Here is a 16,270-nt window from a genome sequence, read left to right as displayed (position 1 = left end):
CATGACCGGAACGGATGCGAAGGACGCGGTCGGTACCACCGAGGCCGCCATGCACACGGATCCCCAGGTGGGGCTACGCGCGGTCGCCGCACTGCGGCGGCTGACCGAGCGCCTGGAGGCACTCCAGGTCGACAGCGCACGACGACAGGGCTGGTCCTGGGAGGAGATCGGGGCCGCGCTCGGGGTCAGCAGGCAGGCAGTCCACAAGAAGCACGCCAGGAGGTAAGGCATGTTCGAACGGTTCACCAAGCCCGCGCGTACCGCGGTCGTCATGGCGCAGGAGGAGGCACGCATGCTGAACCACCCCTGGATCGGCCCCGAGCACCTGCTGCTCGGCATCACCGCCCAGACCGGCGTGCCGGGAGCGGCCACCCTGGCCCGGCTCGGGGTCACCCCGGACGCCTGCCGGGCGGCACTCGGCGCGGCGGAGCCGCTGGGCCAGGACGACGCGGAGGCGCTGCGCTCGCTGGGCATCGACCTCGACGCGGTGCGCGGCCAGGCCGAGAACGCCTTCGGGCCCGGGGCGCTCGACCGGCCACCGGTCAGCCCGGAGCCCCACCGCCGGCTGCGCCGCGGCGCCAAGGGCACCGACGGCCCCAGGGGGCACATTCCGTTCACCCAGGGGGCCAAGCGCGCGCTGGAGCGCGCGCTGCGGGAGGCGCTGGCACGCAAGGACCGGCACATCGGCCCCGAGCACATCGTGCTGGGCGTCCTGGCCACCGAGGACCGGACGACGGCCGGGCTCCTGCGCAAGCTGGGCACCGAGCCGGCGGCGGTGCGCGGCGAACTCCTCACCGATCTGCGGGCGGCCGCCTGAGGCGGGCGTGCCCCAGCTTCCCCAGACACCCCCTAGACCCCCCGCAGCCGCCGCCATACCGCGCGCGCGGCGTGGTGGCCCGGCATCCCGTGCACACCGGGCCCGGGCGGGGTGGCCGAGGAGCAGATGAACACCGCGGGGTGGGCGGTGGCATAGGGGACGCGGGCGAGCTTGGGGCGGATGAGCAGGCGCAGGCCGGCCACGGAGCCGGTGGCGATGTCGCCACCGACGTAATTGGCGTTGTGGGCGGCGAGTTGCGGGGGCCCGGCCATGGCGCGGGCGAGGACGAGATCGCGGAAGCCGGGCGCGAATCGCTCGATCTGACGCTCAATCACCTCGGTTGCGTCGCCCTCCCAACCGTTGGGCACATGTCCATACGCCCAGAAGGTGTGCTTGCCCTCGGGGGCGCGGGTGGGGTCGATGATGCTGGGCTGGGCGGTGATGAGGAACGGGACGGAGGGGTCGCGGCCATGGGTGGCGGCGTCCAGCGCGGCGTCGATCTCCCCATAGGTCGGCCCGACATGGACCGTACCGGCCCGGCGGGCGGCCTCGGCGGTCCAGGGCACCGGCCCGGACAGCGCATAGTCGGCCTTGAAGACCGAAGGGCCGTAGCGGTAGCCCCGGTAGGCGTTGCCCAGACCGGCGATGCGGGCCAGGGCGGTGGGCGAGGTGTCGAAGACATACGCGCGGGCCGGCGGCAGGTCGTCGAGCCGTTTGACCTCGAAGCCGGTGTGGATGGCGCCGCCCTGCTCGCGCAGGTACGAGCCGAGCGCGTCGGCGATCGCCTGGGAACCGCCGCGCGGCACCGGCCAGCCGCGCTCATGGGCGGCGAGGGCGAAGATCAGGGCCATCCCGGCCGTCCCGAATCCGGTGAGCGGCGCGATCCCATGGGCGGACAGCCCGGCGAACAGCCCGCGCGCCTTGGCGCCATGGAACCGGCGGGTGAGCAGGGCGACGGGCTGGGCCGCGGCCAGCCCGAAGCGGGCGTAGCCGACCGGGTCGTGCGGCGGCCCGTCCCACTGGGTGCGCAGGAAATCCCGGGCGAGCGCATCCCACCTGCCGTGGAAGGGCCGCACCAGCCGCCGGTAGGCGCCCGCGTCCCGTGGACCGAGCGAGCACGCCGTCTCGCCGACCAGGCGGGAGAGGACCGCGGCCGTGCCATCGGGGAAGGGATGCGCCATCGGCAGGTCGGGGTGGATCCAGTCCAGGCCGTGCCGGCCGAGCGGCATGGCGGCGAACGCGGGCGAGCCCACGGCCAGCGGATGCACGGCGGAACACGGATCGTGGCGGAAACCCGGGAGGGTCAGCTCCTGGGTACGGGCGCCGCCGCCGATGGCGTCGGCCGCCTCGAACACCTCGACCGCCAGGCCCCGGCGGGCCAGTTCGACGGCGGCCGTCAGCCCGTTGGGCCCGGCCCCTACCACGACCGCATCGAGGATGGTGGGCACCGACGGGCTCCCCTCGTGTACCTGGGTCAGCGGGCGGACGCCAGCAGGTCCAGGATATGCCGAAGGGTGGCCGCGTCCCGGGCCGCGGCGAAGGGCAGTGCGTTGCCGCCCGCGATCCGGAACGGCTCGCCGGCGAGCGTGGCGCTCGCCCCGCCCGCCTCGGCGACCAACAGCAGCCCGGCGGCATGGTCCCAGGCGTTCTCCCAGGAGAAGGCGAGGGCGTCGAGGGAGCCCTGGGCTATGTGCAGATACTCCAGCCCCGCGGAGCCGCAGGGCCGCGGCAGCACGCCGTCGGTGCGCAGCGGGGACAGCGCGTGCTTCTCGGCCGCGGTGGTGAAGTCATAGTGCGAGATGGCGACTTCGAGGTCCCGGCCGGGCTCGGGCGAGCCGGCGTGCAGCGGTACGCCGCCCAGCCGTGCTCCGCCGCCCCGGCGGGCGGTCGCCATCAGGTCGAGGGCGGGCGCGTACGTCCAGGAGGCGAGCAGCTCACCGCGGTGGGCGAGGCAGACGAGGGTGGCGAAGCCGGGGTCGCCGTGGACGAACTGCCGGGTGCCGTCGACCGGGTCGACGATCCAGACCGGGTCGTCGCCGCGCAGCGCGCCGAGGATGCCGGGACTGGCGTGCACGGCCTCCTCGCCCACCACCACGGAGCCGGGCAGCAGGGCGGTGAGGGAGGCCGTGAGGTGCTCCTCCGCGAGCCGGTCGGCGACGGTCACCAGGTCGTGCGGGCCGTTCTTCTCGACGATCTCGTGCACGGCGAGCTGCCGGAAGCGCGGCATGATCTCGGCGGCGGCCGCCTTGCGGACCGCCTCCTCGACATCGGTCAGGTCACCCGCGAGAAAGTCATCGATCATAGGACCATCGAACCACGCCACTCCGACAACCGATGGCGTGGCGGTGGCCACACCATGACCACCCGGTGAACGGCCGCGGCCGCCGGGAAGCGATCCCGCGGAGTTACCGTGGGGGCGCTGCCGGTCGTCCGGGACCGGCCGGAGTGACCGAGCTGGAGGATGCGCCGTGCATGGCGAGTACAAGGTGCCGGGCGGCAAGCTCGTCGTCGTGGACCTGGAGGTCGAGGACGGCGCGCTGCGCGATGTGCGGGTGGCCGGGGACTTCTTCCTGGAGCCCGACGAGGCGCTGCTCGACATCGACCGCGCTCTGGAGGGCGCCCCGGCCGACCTGCCCGCCCCGCGGCTGGCGGCCCGGATCGAGGCGGCCCTGCCGCCGGGCGCGGTCCTGTTCGGTTTCACCGCCGAGGCCGTCGGCATCGCGGTCCGCCGCGCCCTCGCACAGGCCACGGACCGGACGGACTATGACTGGCCATCCAGCTCTGGCCGAGGCGAGCCCCCGATGGAGACGTAGCCGCAGGCAGCAGGAAGCCCCTGACGCGCTTGTCGACGGGGGCTTCCTGTACGCCCAAAATAGAACACCCCGCACCCTTACAAGTACGGGGCGGGATGCCGCGAGCTGGCGTCGCCGGCGTTCCGGGCCGGCACGTGAACGCCCGGACGCTGGTATGCCGTATGCATGCGCCGAGGTAGGCGCAGCACCGGCGCTCTCCATTTGTCGGCGGCATCTGAAAAAAGTGGCTCTGTCTCACATTCCGTGCCAGAGCCACGATTCGCGCGTCGCCGACATCCATTCCCCCCTCATGCACGCTAGATATTCACCGCGTGAAGCCTTTGTGATGCTTGGCTTTGCCGATCAACAACCGGAGTCGCACCGGGTCGCACAGCATGCTGCTCTCATCCGGCGGAGGGAACAGCCAGTACGCGCCGGGGGGATCGTCGCGCACGGGGGTGGGCAGGGAGACGTAGCCGGGGTTGCTGATGGCGGTGGTACCTGGCTCGTTCCAGTTCTGTGCGGTGCCGGGTGGGACGAGGACGGTGTACCGGTGCGCGTTGCGGGAGACGATCACGGAGCTGGTGATGTCGGCGGCGCGGAAATGGGCTTCGATCGCGCCCTTGTCCTTGACACCGTCGATTCCGGCCTTGACGAGTGCCGCGGGCAGGTGCACGACATCGAAGCGGTGGCCGCTGCGGAGCGTGGCGGGCAGCTTCTTCCACCACGTGGTCAGCGCGTCGAGCGGGCGCGGTTCCCCGGACACGAGCCACTGGGCGGACTTATGCCTGAGGAGTTCATTGTCCTCGGGACGCGCGAAGGGATCGAAGAAGGGGGGATGAATCATCATGGGAGCGCCTCTTGTCGAGATAGGAGACTTCGCGGGTCATGTGAAGGCTTTCCGCGATGACTGGCGGACGGAGACCAGCGCGGCGCGGAGATCATGGGGATGGGTCAAGTGGCCGGTGCCGTCCGGTTTCTCCAGCCAGCCGTGGCCGCACAAGGGTTCATCGGCCGACGGGCACGGCAACGCCCAGGTGGCAGGGTGCGCTGTCACACCGGGGAGGCCGTCGGAGGCGGCGGCCTGTCCGGGCGGCAGGAGCCACCAGATGCGCTTGCCTTCGGGATAGGCGAGGACCGGGCCGGGGCGCTCTGCGCGTCGGAGGGCGAGGAGCACGTCCGCGGCCTGGACGACATCGTTGGTCTCGACGACCGACCACGCGGTGGTGCGGATGGGGGCCAGCTCTCCCGCGGACCACCGTTCCCATACCGCTTCAGGTGAAAGAGCGCAGTGAGCAAGCCACTTGCTGCCGACCGTGGTCACCCACCCACCGCCTGGTGGCAGGGGCACATGCAGACCAAGCGGTCCGGGCGGAGCGCGGTGTTCTCGCCGGAGACACGGCGGATTGCCGTCTCGCCCGGGCATCGGCCGTGGTGGCCGGTCCGGCACTCGGCGGTGGCGTGGGGGCTGGGGTTCCTGATCACGGGCGCGGCACCGCCGTTGAAGCGACAGCTTCATGGGCATCTGTGACTGCGGCCCGCAGGGCTTCGGTGCAGGTGATCCCCCTACCCTTGCCTGGATGAACCCTCCACCTCGCGCGGCCGGCTGCGGCGGCAGGTACACGGCGTGCGGCCGTGGCCAGATCAGCCCCGAGGGAAAACGTGCGGATGCGAGAGATTTCCCAGCACGCCGGCGCGCCCGGGGCGACGAACCAGTAAATGCCCGCTTGCTCTCGATGGCGGCGCCGCTGCGGCTCCCGAGGATGGCCAGGGCGGCATTTCCCACCGGGTGCGGAACTCGGACGAGGTCCGCGTGGAGGGTCGGGGCAGCGAGGTCTGGAGGCACAGTTTCTGAACCCCTCGTGGAGAGACGGTTGGTGACCGACAGCGTCCCGTTCACGAGAGGACCAGCCAAGGGCTTCGAGAGGCCATCGAGAGGACGTTGATAGGACCTCTGCACGTCCGACTGAGTGATGGTGCACAGTAATGGGGACCTGTCCGCGCCCTGTGGCAAGGATGGACCTGGAGGTGGATGACTCGTGCCCAGGCCCGCAGGAAACACGCGTCTCAAAGCCGCGCGCGTGGCTGCTGGTTACCCATCCCAGCAAGCCCTGTGCGACGCCATTGATCGTGCCGCAGCCGAGCTTGGCTTGCGCGGCGTGACCGTCGGTGTTCGGCAGGTCCGCCGGTGGGAGTCTGCATCACCACCGTGGCCGAATCCTGAAACCGGGCAGGTGCTGGTCCATCTCCTGCGACAGAGCCTTGAGGGCCTCGGCTTCACTCCACCCTGGGCAGGTGCTGAACCGCCACGTCCCGCATACCAACCGGTTGCCACGGCACCCGCAGCAGCAAGACTGACCTCGGTACCCACACGGACCGCGACCGAGCAACCAGCTTCCGTGGGCGCCGACTTCACGACGGGCACGCAGGCCCACCGCCGCATGTACTGGAGCGTTGCCCCAGCCATGCTCTACCCGGCTGTCGTCGCCCACGCCGCACTCGGCTGCGACCTGCTCACGGAAACGACCGGAGGCACGCGGCAGGCCACTGCTACAGCCCTCGCGGAGTCGTTCCTCCTGGCCGGCCGTATCGAGTTCTTCGACCTGCGCCGGCCGGAGCAGGCCGGGAAGACATTTCTACGGGCGCTGCAAGCGGCCGGCGAGGCCGACGATCCCCTCCTGGGGAGCGCGATCCTCGCCCACAGCGCCTTCATCCCCGGCTGGGCCGGCCGACGCGACGAAGCGATTGAACGGCTGACCGCGGCGCGGGCCTACGAGCGGCGCAGTTGCGCCTCCACCCTCTTCCTCGCGTGGCTCGACGCCGTGGAGGCCGAGTGTGAAACCCGGTGCGGCAACCCGCGTACAGCCCTCCACCTCATCAGCCACGCCGAGGGCCTGCTGCGCTCGGACTCGCCCCACCCATCCCCCGCCTGGCTGGACTGGTTCAGCAAGACCCGCCTCGCGGCCTTCAAGGGCAACACACAACTCAGGGTCGGCCACCTGCCGCAGGCCGGCGAAACCCTCCGCCAGGTCCTGGAAGACCTCCCCCCGCAGAACTCCAAGCAAAGCACCGTGGTCCTCGGGGACTTGGCCGCCGTCGAAGCAGCCGCCGGACGCCCGGAAGAGGCATGTCGCTACGCCACACTCGCGCTCGACCAGCTCGCAGTGACCTGGTACGCCACCGGCATGGACCGCGTCCGCGAGGCCCGCCGTGCCTTGGCCCGGTGGCAGCACGACCGCTGCGTCCGAGACCTGGACGACCGGCTCTACAGGTGGGAAACGACCGTCAGTGCACTTCAGCGTTGAACTTCGCGACCCGCTCCGGAAGTTCGGCTAGGGACTCGAGGCGCAAGGTTGGCAGTGTCTCTGCCTCGGTGCTGTGCCACTGGATCGTGGCCCAAGGCCCGCGGTGCACCAGCGCCGTGAGCATGCTGGCCGAACGGGCCGGTTTGATGTCGTTGTCGACACGGTCCCCGACATAGAGGGTCTCGGACGGCGCAAAGGGCACCACGCCCATGACGCGAACGAAGAACTCGGGGTCAGGTTTCGAGGCCCCCCAGTCGTCGCTCGTACCGATCAGATCGACGTCGCCGGTGAACAACTCCCGCAGCAGACGACCGGCTCGCACGGTCTGGTTCCCCGCGATGCCCAGCCACAGCCCGGCCTCACGGAGGTCCGCCAACGCCGGACGTACATCCGCGTAGAGGTCGTCCTCACCGAACCACTCGGGACGCCCGGCAGCAGCGCGCGCCTCACGCTGCTCGTACAGGTCAAAATCCGGCCGGAAGGCCTGGAACGTCTCCCGGTAGTCCCTCCCTTGTGCGATCACGGCGCCGAACATGGCCGCGAAGGTATGCCGGGGGACGTCAAGCCAGTCCGCCCACGTTCCGTATTCGCGCGTCTCGTCGACGAGGCACTCGCCGACGTCGAAGACCACTGCTTTGATCACGCTCGGTATCGTACGGTGAGCCCCCTCTTGCAGCCAGAGGTCCGCCCTGGGGCGGAAGTGGGGGAGTTCGAGCGCGATGTCCTCGGCCACCAGCTCATGACATCCGGATCGCCTCTGTGATCTCCTCGCCGGTCGACGCGATGGTGTGGGACCACTCATCCTTGAAGTCCTGCGACAGGTGTTCGCGGTCTTCCTCCCGTTGCAGGACGACGGTCCCGCCGGGGAGAACCAGCACGGCTCCCAGCCTCTTCAGCAGGTCCGTGATGACGTCCATGATCTCGCCCACGCTGAAATGGCTGATTGTGATGTTGGTGTCGGTGCTGGTGTGGACGTCTGCCTGCCCTCCGTCGCCTGCCGTGAGCTGGAGGAAGCTGTGTTCTGGGTCCCGTGCTGTCACATAGGGATCGAGAACCTCGTTCATCGCTTCCCGGTCCAGGGGCACCGGTTCACCATTCACAAATCGGCACACGAATACGTCGTAACTCAAGACTTCTCCAGAATGCACGTGTTCAAGAGGCGGACGTGATCCTACAGTTCATGCGGTGAAGGTAGCCTGGCCGAGGGTAAACGGATAGCAGAGCTTCAACTGCTCTCGATCACGTCCTGGATGGCCGCACCGTTCACCTCGACGACAACAGCGTCGTGTTGAAACTGTTCCGGCAGGTGGGCGCGGTCCTCAACGGAGGTTTGAGTAGACCGGAGGAATGACTTTCCCTCGAATCGCCGGATCGGACAATAAAGGAGATTTGAGGAACCAGGTCCGTTGAAGACGGACCAAGAGACCGGGTCCCCGGTTCGAGCGCATCCTCCAGAGCTTCCATGCATCACAGGGGCTCCGCTCGCTGTGCAACTCTTTTGTCTGGCTCGGCTCGAAGTCCCTCTTCTTCAACTGGTCCATGACGTGGCCCTCCGAGCGGTAACCGTCAAGCTCCAAGCTCAGACCGGGGAGCAGCTATCAGGATTTCTTCCCGAACACCTGCACATATTCCGGATTCATGGCGTCGGTTTCCGGTTCCGCAAGGAATCCGGAAGACACCAGGATCTTGATCAGCGCGTCCTGCATGTGAAGACCGATCATTCCTGGATACCGAGCGATCTCCGACGTAGTGTCGCCTGCCTGGAGAGCGCCGACGGCGGACTGGACCATGCTTGGGTCGCAGCTCCAGCGCAGGGATACCGGAGCCGCTTCTGTATCGGCGTCAGGGTTCACTTCCAGTGCGGCTCCCGGCTGATTCCCCGAGCCAGGGCCTTCCACGTAGACGGGCAGGCCAGCACGGCGGAGTGCCTCGCATACCTGCTCGGCCAACTCGTTCCGAGCTGTGAGAACAGCAGCGGATGCCTTCTCAATACCAAAGTCTGACATTGCATATCCGTTTCTGTGCCGGGGGATGCCTTGCGGCATCCCCCATCTACTCAGTGCCCAGCTGAAGTAATCAGGAGAGCGTCCTCGTGGACCCACGAACACGTCGTGTCGAAAGCCAACTCTTCTTCGCTCACGGCCATCAGGTGACGGACATCGGCGATGACATCTTCCGAAGTCAGAGAAGATTCCTCAAGGAGTTGCGATATGAGAGCCCGCACATACCGATATCTCTCCATTGGCTATGCTCCTTCACTTCGGTCACTTTCGGAAAGCGGAAGCCTTCTTAGCGTGGCGGCGCAACGAAGGTGGGCCTCATTGCGGGTGGCAGGTCGGACAGCATCCCGAACACCAGGACATGATCCGGGTTCATGGTGCCGTTCTCCAGCGTTGCGATAATCCCAGCCGAAAGCAGGATCTTGATCAGTGCGCTCTGCATATGCAGGCCGATCATCCCGGGGTACCGGACGGTCGGCGCATCTGGGTTACCAGAGGTGAGACTGTCGACGGCGGCCTCGACCATCCCGGGATCGCATCTCCAACTCACACATACAGGGGCCGAAGCCATCTCGGCGTCAGGTTCGACGAACACCACCGCGCCCGAACAGTCTGTGGTTCCGACCTCTCCGTCACGGAAGGAGGGCAGACCGGCACATCGGAGTGTCTGGACGATGCGGTCGGCCAGCTCGTTCCGGACTGCAAGAATCTCATCGGACGCGCGGGCAAAGCCGTACTCGGACATAGCGCTTCTCTTTCCCGGGGCGATGTGGTGGGCATCTCGATGACGCCCACCACACCGACATGTTCCCTACTGCTCAGCGGAGGGTTGAGTAGACCGGAGGAATGACCTTCCCTCGAATCGTCGGATCAGACGATCAAGGAGGTTCGTGGAACCAGGTCCGTCAGGGGAGGACCAAGAGATCGGGGTCCCCGGTTCGAGCGCATCCTCCAGCTTCGGCTTGCACGCACCGCAGGGGCTCCGCTCGCTGTACAACTCTTTGACCCGGCTCGGCTCGAAGCCTTTCTTCTTCAACTGGTCCAGGATGTGGTCCTCCGAGTGGTAACCGCCGCCCTTGCTGAAACCGACGACATAATCACCTGTCTTGGGGTCATGCCACCCGGGAACTCTCGCGACCGCAACGTTCCGGCCGGAAGAGATCCCGGCTGCCTTTCTGGCCTTGTACGCCTGGAGTGCCAGATCGGTGCTGCCGTAAGCGATCATCCCCTCACACGGATCAGCACTGTGCGCGATCGCCGTGCGGAGGGGCTTCTTCCCGGTACACGCATAGACCACGCTCGTGAGGAGCTTCGCTCCGATGCCCTCGATGGCGGTTTCGGAGAGGCCGGCGGCACGAAGGCCCTTCCATGCGTCCTCGAACCCGATGCCAGTGCGGGCGGCGGCGTCCAGGGACTTGATGGCGTCCGAAATGGCCTTGACCGCCGCGGCGATCTTCTCGCCGGGTACGAACGTGGCGAAGGCCCAAGCACAGCTGGACATACTGCCGTGCCAGCAGTCGACGAGGTCTTGGGTGAGCGCATTCCAGATGCCTTTGAGGAACGCCTTGTCGACTTCCTTGACGATGTCCCAGTTGGAGAAGTGCTTGGTGATCGTCTTGGTGAGACCCTTGTAGGGCTGCGTGTCGAGAAAGACGGTGTCCGATTTTGGACATCCCGCCTCGGTGGCAGGGACGTTGGGGTTGAGGCACAGGTAGAAGCTGACCGTGGCGTCGAAGTGAAGGGTGAACGTCACATCGCAGCCCGAGTTGCCCATGCCCAGGACACATGTGGTCGACTCGGGGTCCCCGACCGGGGTGACCTTGTCGACGACATAGAAGGTGTGGTCGATCCCGGTACCGGCCCCTGTCGAGACCTGCTTGTTCGCCTGCTTCCGCGCGGCCTCCTCGGCTGCCTTCTGGGCCTCCTCGGCGTACTTTTTCGCGTCCTTCGCTGCCGCCTCCGCTGCGGTAGCGTCGGCGTCGGCGCGGTCAGCAGCCTCGCGTGCGTCCTTCGCCGCCGCCTGGGCCGCTGCTGCGGCGTCACGCGCGGCCTGCGCGTCGAGGGCGGCCTGGTCGGCGGAGTCACGGGCCTGTTTGGCGTAGCTTTCGGCGCCGCTGGCTGCCTTGTCCGCGGCGGCCGCGTCCTCGGTGGCCTGGCGGTCGTAGTCCATCGTGCGGGCCAAAGATGCCGCTGCTTGCGAGGCGGCCTTGGCGGCATCGGCCGCGTAGCCGAGGGCTTCTTTCGCGTAGCCGCGTGCGGTGGCCGCGTATCCGGCGGCGTTCGCGGCGTGTACGTACGCCTGTTTGGCGTCGTCCTGGGCCTGGGCGGCGATTTTCTTGGCCGCTTCGGCTTGGGCGGCCGCGTTCTTGGCGTGGGCATCGGCGACGGCCTGCTGCTGCTCGGCGATCGCTTTTGCCCCCTGCCCCGTCAGAACGACCAGGGAGGCCGCCGAGTCGGTGTCGACGTAGGGAGAGCCGAGCTGGATAGCGTCGTTGGCCGGCTTGGCGACCTGTGCGGCGGCGGCGTGCGCGTCAGCTGCCGCTTGAGCAGTGACGTAGGCGTAGCCGGCGGCCTTCGCCGAGGCGGCGAGGGCCGTGGCTGCTTCCTTGCTGGCTTGGTCCGCGTTGGTCTTGGCGGTCTTGGCCAGTTTCTCGGCCTCGTCGGCCTGTTGAACTGCCGCCTTTGCCTCTGATGCGGCGTGCTCGGATGCCTTGATGGCGTCGGCTGCGGCACTGGTCGCGGTCTTCACCGCGGCGTCGGCCTTCACCTTCGCCGCTTGAGCTGCGTCCGCATCAGAGCGGGCCCGCTTGGCCGCCGCCTCGGCACGAGTGGCCGCAGCGTCTGCGTCCGCAGCCGCACTGGTCGCGGCGTCCGCCTCGCCCTTGGCCGACTTCGCAGCTGCTTCCGCCTCGCCAGCGGCCTTGTCAGCCTCGTCAGCTGCGGCGCGTGCGTCCTTGGCGTTGTCGTCGGATTCGTGTGCGTTGGCGTATGCGTCCTTGGCGTCTGCCTTGGCGCGTGCCGCGTCCGCTTTCTGTTCGGCGTCCCACGCGTCGTCCCGTTTTGCCTTGGCGCTGTCGCGGGCTTTCTCTGCCGCCTCCCGCTTTTGTGCAGCCGTGGCAGCCGACTCGTTGGCCTTCTTGTCGGCGTCCTTCGCCGTCGACGCGTAGGACTCGGCGTTCTTCTTGTGCTCGGCAGCCTCGGCCTGCTTGGCGGCGGCGGTCTCCTTCTCCGCCTCCGCCGTCTTCTCCTCGGCCTCGGCAGCCAGCCGCTTGGCGTGCGCGTCTGCAGCAGCCGACTTGGCGTCGGCTTCCGCCTTCAGCGTCACTCCCAGCTTGGCCTCGGCGGTCTCCTTGTCCTTCTTGGCGTTGTCCCGATGCTCCTTCGCCGCGTCAGAGGCTGCTTTCGCCTGCAACTCCGCGGTGTACGCGGCCTCTTTGCGGAACTCGGCCTTCGACTGCGCGGCTTGCGCCAACGCACGCTGGGCGATCGTCTGGCTGTCCCCGCCGGAAGCCCGGGTAGCGGCCTCGGCCGTCTCGCCTGCCTTCACCAGCGCTTCCAGCGCGGCCACCGCGCCCTTGGTGACCTGAGCCTTCTGCTGACCGGCCAGCAGACCACGGCCACGCGGCGCGCCGCTGGTGTCGGCGATGCCATAGGCGGCCTGAGTGGCCGTATCCGATGCGGTGGCGGCCTTCTTGGCTATCTCAAGCTGGGCCTTGATGACACCGAGCTGCTTCTTGGCCTGCGCCTGGGCATCGGTGATGCCCTTCTTCGCTTGGTCGAAATGGGCTGCGGGCGGGACGGTGCCGTTGTGGCCCTTGGGGACGATCCGAAACTTCTGCGGGTCGGTGCCGTTGCAGTCCCACAGCCACGAGGCATTGCCGTTGTCGAACTTGTGCAGGTCCAGGCACTTGTCCACGGCGACGTTGCGCAGCTCGCTCACAGCACGGACGCCGAACTTCCACTGCTGCGCCTTGCTGCCGTTGCACGTCCAGATCTGGATCTTCGTTCCGTTGGCGTCGTTGCCGCCGGAGACGTCGAGGCACTTCCCGGAGCTGAGGCTGAACAGGGCGTAGCCGTCAAGATAGTTGACGATCAACCACTTCTGGGCGTTGCTGTCGTTGCAGGTGTAGATCTGCACCGGGGTGCCGTTGGCCGTGCCGGCGCCCTGGACATCGAGGCACTTGCCCTTGGCCGCCTCCACCTGGATGATCGCGGGAGCGTTGCCGATCCAGCCGATGCCGCCGGGCGACCAGTAGTTCTGCCAGCGGGCGAGGTGGTCGGCGGTCCAGGACTGGCCGAGCATGTCGGCCGTCGCCTCCGCGCCCCGGGTGAGAGCGTTGACGGCGTCCTTGTTGGCGCCCAGGACCTGGTTGCGCTGGGCGGCCTGGGAAGCGATCTCCTGCTGCCACTCCTTCGCAGCGGTGTCCTCCGCCTCACGCAGGGCCTTGTTCGGGTCGATGGGGTTCTTCCAGGCGCACGCGGCGGACCGGGTCTTGAGGTCTTCGACGGCGATCCGGAACTCCGGGCTGCCGGTCTTGGGTGCGGTGCGGGGAAAGCCGCCGGAGGACAGGAACAGGCGGGCGTTATCCGCGCTCGTACCGTCGTACCCATTGATTAGATAGTCGAACGCCAGGTGCTCGTAGTGCTGCCGGTCCCACTCCTCACGCGGAAGAGACGGGTCGCTCGGCTCCTGGCCGTAGAGCGGCGTGCCGAGGTCCTTGACGGCTTGGACGGTCTTGTCGTCGGCCTTCGGGGTCGGATTGTAGAAGTTGAACTTCTCGGTCCAGTTGGGGCCGTTGGCCCACTTGCCCAGACCGGTCTGGTCGTAGAATTCATTGCCCCCACGGAAGTCGTTGCCGGCGAACCCGCCCGGGGTTTCCAGGCCGTCGAGGGGCTTCTCCCACGCGTCTCTGCGCGCGTAGAGGCGTTCCCGGGTGGCCTTCCAGTCGCTGGTGTCCTTGTCGTAGGCATCGCTCAGCGGGCCGTGGAACGCGCCGTCCAGATTGGCCAGTTCGCGCAGCTTCTGTGGTGTCTGGTTGAGGGCGTCCTGGGCAAGGCCGTACATACGTGGGCCGCCCAGGCGCAGGGCATCGGTCATCAGGCACTGGTCGAACCGCAGTTGTTCGTCGGCTGTGGTTTCGTACCAGTCGTCCGGCCTGTCGCTGGAACGCGTTGTGTTTGTTCCGGCGAGGATTCCCAGGAGGTCGGGCTGTACGGCGAGTGCGGCCAGGACCGAGACCGCACTCAGAAGAAGAACGATACGGGCAAATATCCCATGTCTTCGTGGTGTTGGTGTCCGGAAGCCTGCTGATCTGGAACGCAAAGACGTACCCCTTCAACGCAAGGAGAATGGCCTGGGGCCCTGTTGATGAGGCCCAGGCGGAATTGAGAACGACTGGTCTTGCTCGGCGTCAGGAACAACAGGGGCAAGCTGGCACGGGACTCGCGGCGTGCAGGTACTGCGGCGTACAGGCCCTCCCTGTGACGACGCTGCTTCCCCGGTTGCTCTGGCTGGCGCGCGAAGACGGATCTGGTCAAGATCTGGCCAAGGCGCGGCGCCACCATATGCGTGTGTATGCGGCACGGAACAGAGGGCGGTTCCCTTCTGCGGCAAGATGGCAAGAAACCGCCTACAGTCCGGAAACCGCGGAAGCGCCCCCGTCGCCTGCGCACGCCGGATCGAGGCGGCCCTGCCGCCGGGCACGGTGCTGTTCGGTTTCACCGCCGAGGCCGTCGGCATCGCGGTCCGCCGCGCCCTCGCACAGGCCACGGACCGGACGGACCACGGAGCTCCTTGACACCGGTCGGCTGGTCCACGGGCGTCGGTACCCGCGTACTCACGCGCCGGTCATGGCTCAGGACAGAAGCGGGGAGTCGCCGAAGTCGGATTCCGGCTCGGTCATATGGGCCAGCACGGTGCCGGAGTGCTGGTGGGCCCACTGCCCGAGCGCATAGATCGGGATCAGCAGGTCCCGGCCGGGTCCGGTGAGCTCGTACTCCACCCGTGGCGGCGCCTCGGCATAGCGGTGCCGTTCGACCAGGCCGTGCCGCTGCATCCGGCGCAGCGTCTGGGTGAGCACCTTCTGGCTGATCCCGCCGACCTCCTGCTGGAGCCGGCCCGGGCGCATGGGTCCGTTCCGCAATGCCCACACCAGGACCGGCAGCCATGCGCCGGCGAACATGTCCACGGCCAATCGAGCCGGACAGTCGGCCACATAGTCGCCGTACGGCTCGAAGGTCTCCGTCAAGGCTCCTTCCGCGCTGTCGGTCACCGCGTCAACCCCCTTGTCCATTACGCACCTTCGGGTGCCTATCGGCCCTCCTACTGTGCTGTCCAAGCTAATCGATCACCGCACGCGAAGGAATCCGATGAACCAGACCACGATGAAGGCCCTGACGGCTGCGCAGTACGGGCCTGTTGACACCGTGTCGATCGCCGACGTACCCCGGCCCGTCCCCGGCCCGGGCCAGGTCCTGGTGCGGGTGTCGGCGGCCGGGCTGAACCCGCTGGACGTCAAGCTGGCGACCGGTGTGATGAAGGACGTCATGCCGGTTGAGCACCCGTTCGTCCTCGGCGTGGACGCTGCCGGGACGGTCGAGGCGGTCGGCGAGGGTGTGACCCGTTTCGCCCCTGGCGACCAGGTGGTCGCGTTGACCTACCCGGCTGGTGCGATCGCCGAGTACACCCTGGTCAACGACGGGCCGTGCATCGTGCCACGGCCTTCCAACCTGCCCGTCGAGACCGCTGCCGCGCTGCCGACCCCGCTCCTGATGGCCGCCGCGCTCACCGGCATCAAGCCGACAGCAGGCCAGAGTGTGTTGCTGATCGGCGGCGACGGCGCGGTCGCATCGTTCTTCCTCCAGATGGTGGCCCGCAGCGGCGCACGCATCATCGCCACCGCCAAACCCGAGCACACCTCCCGAGTCGCCGCCCTGGCCTCCGATGCCATCGACCACACTGGCATCGACCCCGTCAAGCAGACCCTTCACCTGATCCCCGGCGGGGTCGACATGGTCATCGACCTGGTCAACGCCGGACCCGGCCTGGCCGCCACCGCGGCAGCAGCCCGTGCGGGCGGTCGGCTCGTCTCCCCGCTCGGCGGCCCGCCGGCCTTCGACCGCGGCGTCACCGCCACCTACCTCGGTATCGAAGAAGGCCTCGACCAGTTCGCCGAAAAGGTCGGCCAAGTCGCCTCGGGCGAGCTGACCGTCCAGGTAACCGCCCGCCCCTTCGGCCAGGCCCGCCAGACCCTCGCCGACTTCGCCGCCGGCCGGATCCAAGGCCGCCGGACCGTGCTGGTCCTCTGACAGTGATGATGTGACTGGTGGTTCTGCTGATGAGCCTGACTCACCCTC

At 68.0% G+C, this 16,270-nt stretch carries 15 protein-coding genes and 3 pseudogenes; 7 read left to right on the top strand and 11 right to left on the bottom strand.

Annotated features, from left to right (window positions below):
• Nucleotide 1: 1 nt before the first annotated feature.
• From ABCR83_RS27675 to ABCR83_RS27665, 3 genes and pseudogenes are all read left to right on the top strand, one after another.
• Nucleotides 2-226: a hypothetical protein gene (locus ABCR83_RS27675; RefSeq protein ID WP_462697936.1), complete on the top strand. Its 225-nt coding sequence runs from the start codon at nt 2-4 to the stop codon at nt 224-226.
• Nucleotides 227-229: 3 nt separating this feature from the next.
• Nucleotides 230-643: pseudogene (locus ABCR83_RS27670) on the top strand (Clp protease N-terminal domain-containing protein); the annotation flags it as partial.
• On the top strand, nt 638-817 hold the full coding sequence (locus ABCR83_RS27665; protein ID WP_462697953.1) for a Clp protease N-terminal domain-containing protein: 180 nt from the start codon (nt 638-640) through the stop codon (nt 815-817). The pseudogene ABCR83_RS27670 and the gene ABCR83_RS27665, both read left to right, overlap by 6 nt.
• A gap of 32 nt (nt 818-849) precedes the next feature.
• Here the strand turns inward: ABCR83_RS27665 and ABCR83_RS27660 are convergent, their stop codons facing one another.
• Together ABCR83_RS27660 and ABCR83_RS27655 are read right to left on the bottom strand one after the other, a co-directional pair.
• On the bottom strand, nt 850-2,265 hold the full coding sequence (locus ABCR83_RS27660) for a phytoene desaturase family protein (protein WP_462697935.1): 1,416 nt from the start codon (nt 2,263-2,265) through the stop codon (nt 850-852).
• A 26-nt stretch (nt 2,266-2,291) separates the two neighbouring features.
• Nucleotides 2,292-3,119: an inositol monophosphatase family protein gene (locus ABCR83_RS27655; protein WP_462697934.1), complete on the bottom strand. Its 828-nt coding sequence runs from the start codon at nt 3,117-3,119 to the stop codon at nt 2,292-2,294.
• A gap of 166 nt (nt 3,120-3,285) precedes the next feature.
• Between ABCR83_RS27655 and ABCR83_RS27650 the strand changes: the two are divergent.
• Nucleotides 3,286-3,618 (top strand): annotated as a pseudogene (locus ABCR83_RS27650) (lipoate--protein ligase family protein); the annotation flags it as partial.
• A gap of 316 nt (nt 3,619-3,934) precedes the next feature.
• Here ABCR83_RS27650 and ABCR83_RS27645 read toward each other — a convergent pair.
• Nucleotides 3,935-4,459 carry a hypothetical protein gene (locus ABCR83_RS27645; RefSeq protein WP_462697933.1) on the bottom strand — a complete coding sequence of 175 codons (525 nt, stop codon included), beginning with the start codon at nt 4,457-4,459 and terminating at the stop codon, nt 3,935-3,937.
• Nucleotides 4,460-4,495: 36 nt separating this feature from the next.
• The gene (locus tag ABCR83_RS27640; RefSeq protein ID WP_462697932.1) at nt 4,496-4,933 is read right to left on the bottom strand and encodes a hypothetical protein; all 438 of its coding nucleotides are present in this window, start codon (nt 4,931-4,933) and stop codon (nt 4,496-4,498) included.
• Nucleotides 4,934-5,648: 715 nt separating this feature from the next.
• Here ABCR83_RS27640 and ABCR83_RS27635 point away from each other — a divergent pair.
• Entirely contained in the window at nt 5,649-6,914 is a 1,266-nt protein-coding gene (locus ABCR83_RS27635) for a transcriptional regulator (RefSeq protein ID WP_462697931.1), read from the top strand.
• Here the strand turns inward: ABCR83_RS27635 and ABCR83_RS27630 are convergent.
• The 6 genes from ABCR83_RS27630 to ABCR83_RS27605 all read right to left on the bottom strand — a co-directional run bounded on the left by ABCR83_RS27630 (nt 6,895) and on the right by ABCR83_RS27605 (nt 14,012).
• Entirely contained in the window at nt 6,895-7,557 is a 663-nt protein-coding gene (locus ABCR83_RS27630) for an HAD family hydrolase (RefSeq protein WP_462697952.1), read from the bottom strand. The genes ABCR83_RS27635 and ABCR83_RS27630 overlap by 20 nt on opposite strands.
• Nucleotides 7,558-7,651: 94 nt before the next feature.
• Nucleotides 7,652-8,044, bottom strand: a complete 393-nt coding sequence (locus ABCR83_RS27625; RefSeq protein ID WP_462697930.1) for a hypothetical protein — start codon at nt 8,042-8,044, stop codon at nt 7,652-7,654.
• Between the two features lie 468 nt (nt 8,045-8,512).
• On the bottom strand, nt 8,513-8,920 hold the full coding sequence (locus ABCR83_RS27620; RefSeq protein WP_462697929.1) for a hypothetical protein: 408 nt from the start codon (nt 8,918-8,920) through the stop codon (nt 8,513-8,515).
• Nucleotides 8,921-8,970: 50 nt separating this feature from the next.
• The gene (locus ABCR83_RS27615) at nt 8,971-9,156 is read right to left on the bottom strand and encodes a MafI family immunity protein (protein WP_462697928.1); all 186 of its coding nucleotides are present in this window, start codon (nt 9,154-9,156) and stop codon (nt 8,971-8,973) included.
• A 47-nt stretch (nt 9,157-9,203) separates the two neighbouring features.
• Nucleotides 9,204-9,659, bottom strand: a complete 456-nt coding sequence (locus ABCR83_RS27610) for a hypothetical protein (RefSeq protein WP_462697927.1) — start codon at nt 9,657-9,659, stop codon at nt 9,204-9,206.
• A gap of 66 nt (nt 9,660-9,725) precedes the next feature.
• Complete coding sequence (locus tag ABCR83_RS27605; RefSeq protein ID WP_462697926.1) at nt 9,726-14,012, bottom strand: RICIN domain-containing protein; 4,287 nt, start codon at nt 14,010-14,012, stop codon at nt 9,726-9,728.
• A 571-nt stretch (nt 14,013-14,583) separates the two neighbouring features.
• On the opposite strand from ABCR83_RS27605, the pseudogene ABCR83_RS27600 reads away from it, so the two are divergent.
• Nucleotides 14,584-14,700 (top strand): annotated as a pseudogene (locus tag ABCR83_RS27600) (lipoate--protein ligase family protein); the annotation flags it as partial.
• Between the two features lie 69 nt (nt 14,701-14,769).
• Here the strand turns inward: ABCR83_RS27600 and ABCR83_RS27595 are convergent.
• On the bottom strand, nt 14,770-15,207 hold the full coding sequence (locus ABCR83_RS27595) for a winged helix-turn-helix transcriptional regulator (protein ID WP_462697925.1): 438 nt from the start codon (nt 15,205-15,207) through the stop codon (nt 14,770-14,772).
• A 76-nt stretch (nt 15,208-15,283) separates the two neighbouring features.
• Between ABCR83_RS27595 and ABCR83_RS27590 the strand changes: the two genes are divergently transcribed.
• On the top strand, nt 15,284-16,222 hold the full coding sequence (locus ABCR83_RS27590; protein WP_462697924.1) for an NADP-dependent oxidoreductase: 939 nt from the start codon (nt 15,284-15,286) through the stop codon (nt 16,220-16,222).
• Nucleotides 16,223-16,270 lie beyond the last annotated feature (48 nt).

It is taken from the genome of Streptomyces xingningensis (genome assembly GCF_054957865.1).
The sequence above is the reverse complement of the archived record's forward strand: the minus strand, read 5'-3'. Positions and strand labels throughout refer to the sequence as shown.

Bases quoted from the DNA above. Each gene is read 5' to 3' on its own strand.
- ABCR83_RS27645 (WP_462697933.1), bottom strand. From the start codon at position 4,459: ATGATGATTCATCCCCCCTTCTTCGATCCCTTCGCGCGTCCCGAGGAC.
- ABCR83_RS27675 (WP_462697936.1), top strand. From the start codon at position 2: ATGACCGGAACGGATGCGAAGGACGCGGTCGGTACCACCGAGGCCGCC.
- ABCR83_RS27595 (WP_462697925.1), bottom strand. From the start codon at position 15,207: ATGGACAAGGGGGTTGACGCGGTGACCGACAGCGCGGAAGGAGCCTTG.
- ABCR83_RS27655 (WP_462697934.1), bottom strand. From the start codon at position 3,119: ATGATCGATGACTTTCTCGCGGGTGACCTGACCGATGTCGAGGAGGCG.
- ABCR83_RS27615 (WP_462697928.1), bottom strand. From the start codon at position 9,156: ATGGAGAGATATCGGTATGTGCGGGCTCTCATATCGCAACTCCTTGAG.
- ABCR83_RS27605 (WP_462697926.1), bottom strand. From the start codon at position 14,012: ATGACCGATGCCCTGCGCCTGGGCGGCCCACGTATGTACGGCCTTGCC.
- ABCR83_RS27590 (WP_462697924.1), top strand. From the start codon at position 15,284: ATGAACCAGACCACGATGAAGGCCCTGACGGCTGCGCAGTACGGGCCT.
- ABCR83_RS27610 (WP_462697927.1), bottom strand. From the start codon at position 9,659: ATGTCCGAGTACGGCTTTGCCCGCGCGTCCGATGAGATTCTTGCAGTC.
- ABCR83_RS27620 (WP_462697929.1), bottom strand. From the start codon at position 8,920: ATGTCAGACTTTGGTATTGAGAAGGCATCCGCTGCTGTTCTCACAGCT.